The sequence below is a fragment of the Okeania sp. genome (genome assembly GCF_035285525.1).
Taxonomy (GTDB): Bacteria; Cyanobacteriota; Cyanobacteriia; order Cyanobacteriales; family Microcoleaceae; genus Trichodesmium.
Genome location: NZ_JAYKGW010000016.1, coordinates 1 through 2845 on the forward strand (window position 1 = coordinate 1; position 2845 = coordinate 2845).

At 33.5% G+C, this 2845-nt stretch carries 1 protein-coding gene and 1 pseudogene; both read left to right on the top strand.

Annotated elements, in window-relative coordinates:
• A partial coding sequence (locus tag VKJ25_RS01505) for a sulfurtransferase (protein ID WP_324234858.1) occupies nt 1-999 on the top strand: 999 nt, incomplete at its 5' end.
• A 747-nt stretch (nt 1000-1746) separates the two neighbouring features.
• Nucleotides 1747-2798 (top strand): annotated as a pseudogene (locus tag VKJ25_RS01510) (IS630 family transposase).
• The last annotated feature ends 47 nt before the right edge of the window (nt 2799-2845 follow it).

Here is a 2845-nt window from a genome sequence, read left to right on the forward strand (position 1 = left end):
TCTATGTTTAATAGTTGGAATTTAAGCCAGATCAAAATAACTCTATTAATAGGATTAATCATTTTGGGATTAATTTCTATATTAGTTATAGCTAACTCAATTCCAACTTCTCAAATACCCCAAAACCAATCTACAGATTCTCAATTTGTAGTTCAAAAATTATCACAGCAAATATCTACTAATAATCAATGGATAATTAATACTACTCAAGCTAGGGAATTAGCGAAACAAGAATCAACAATTTTAGATACTCGTTCTTGTAAAATTTTCAACCCTAAAAGTTTATTAAATGCCATTTGCATAAGTTGGAAAGATTTTTCTCAACCTCAATTACAATTTAAGGGTAAATTACTTACAGATGACAAAATTTTGACAGAAAAATTACAAGCAATTGGTATTTCTAAAAATCAACCAGTAATAGTATTTGGCGACACGATAAATGGTTGGGGAGAAGATGGCAGAATAGTTTGGATGTTACGGACTTTAGGGCATCAAAAAACCTTTTTAGTTGATGGTGGTTTTGCTGCTTTAGTAAAATCAGGTTTTCCTACAATTAATTTTGTTAAAAATAGCTCTTCTGTCCGAGGAGATTTTATTGTTAACCGTATCGAAAATTGGCAAATTAATCAGAATGAATTAAAAGAAAATTTAGACAATAATAATTTAGTAATTATTGACACCAGAGAGTTACGAGAATATGAAGGAAAAACACCTTATGGCGAACAACGGGGCGGTCATATTCCTGGAGCAATTCATATTTATTTTAAGGATTGGTTAGATAATAATGGAATATTATTATCACGAGATAAAATTTTAGAAATATTGGCAAAAAAAGGAATTACTAAAGATAAAAATATTGTCACTTATTGTACAGGTGGAGTCCGGTCTGCTTGGTCTAATTCTGTATTAGTAGATTTAGGTTTTCAGGTGAAAAATTATTCTGGTTCTATGTGGGAATGGTCAGCTAGCGATCCAGATATTTATCCTTTAGAGAAGTAATAAGTAATAAGTAATAAGTAATAAGGTAAGCATTCAGCTATCAGCTATTAGTTATCAGCAATTAATGGGAGGAAGAGGTAAAAGCAATTTAGAAATTGAGAAATAATTATAAATTTACTGTCTAAAGTCAACTTAACTTCTTATCTTAGAAGTAATTATTCATTATTTGTTGTTAACATATTTCCGACCCAGGAGGCTAGCTGACTGCTAAAAACTGAATGCTTACTTTAATAATTAATAATTACCTCTTATGATCAGGAAGAGAATTGGTTAAAAGAAACTTTTTTCTTTTTTTATCCATGAATGGAGAGGCTTTATACCTTAATTTTTCGGTAAGAAGTAAGAAGTAAAAAAGAAACAATTGTGTAAAAAAAAAGGAATTATATAAAATCCTGTTTTCCAGACTAATTTTGGTAGTGCTGCATTGCAATGGTCGTGAATTTCGATTATCTTTTTTGGGAGGCACAGTGGGAGCATCTTGCTCCAGCGCCAGGTATTCTTTATTTCTTATATACTATTACTATACAGGAATACTCTACTTTTTAAATATTAACTAAATCTATTTGGTATTTCCTAAAAAAAGTCTTTTAGTTGAGGTAGGAAGTAGTTAGGATTTAGTGTAGTTATAGAAGAAGTATTCGGAACAATGGTTCCTTAATTTTTATGTTATAAGTAGGTAGGCACGAAAAAATAAAACTATGTAAAGATAAGTAAACAGGGACAAATTATCTATGGAGGTGATGATTTATGGGTGCTCGTTTAAGGGTTTTCCTGACTCGTGAGCAAGACCAAAAACTACTAAAGCTCAGGACTGAAGATGTACCACAGAAAGTCAAAGACCGAGCTGAAGTAATTAGGCTTAATGCTCATGGTTGGTATGTAGAAAACTCAGGGCATCTCACTTTAACTGGAGTTCACAAACAATTAGAAAAGTGTTACATACATGGCAGAAATTAGGTATAGAAGGACTATGGGAACAAACAGGTAGAGGGGGGAAAGCAAGATGGTCTGAAGAAGATATGGTATTTTTGGAACAATCCTTAAAACAAGAGAAACGTACATATAACTCTAGACAACTCGCCCAAAAATTAGAAAGCGATCGCCAAGTCAAATTAAGTGCCGATAGATTAAGAAGGGTACTCAAAAAAAGGGGCTCCAGCATGAAAAGGGCAAGAAAAAGCCACAAAGGGAAACAGGATGTAAAGGAAAGAGCAATTAAACAAGCAGACCTAGAAATGTTGGAACATTTCTAGGCCAGTGGAGAAATCGACTTGAAATATTTGGATGAGTCAGGTTTTTGTATGTGGAGTGAGCCGAGTTATAGCTACTATCAACGAGGTGAGCAAAAATCATTGGAACAAACAAAGCGTCGTGGTCGTAGATTAAGTATCATTGGACTTTTGCAACCTCTAATTAGCTTTGTTGATGGTTTAGTTATTGGTGGTGTTGATCGTAAGTCTTACATACAGATGATGGAGTTGGAAGCTCAAGAAGCAGAAAAGCTAGGACGTATAAGAGTCATAGTACAGGATAATGGTCCAATACACAAATGTCTGGAAGTGCAAAAGTTGTGGTCAAAGTGGGAAGCTCAAGGTTTATATATCTTCTTTCTACCTAAATATTGTTCTGAAATGAATCCAATTGAATTAGAGTGGCAACACCTGAAAAAGGATGAAATATCAGGACAAATGTTTGAGGATGAGTTAGACCTTGCTTATGCGGTTATGAATGGGGTGAGAGCTAGGGGAAAAAGAGGAGAGTACAGTACAGAGCGTATTAAATTTAACTCTAGAACTTAGATTTAACTTTTCGTTACATAGTTATAAATTTTCCCGCCTACCTACTT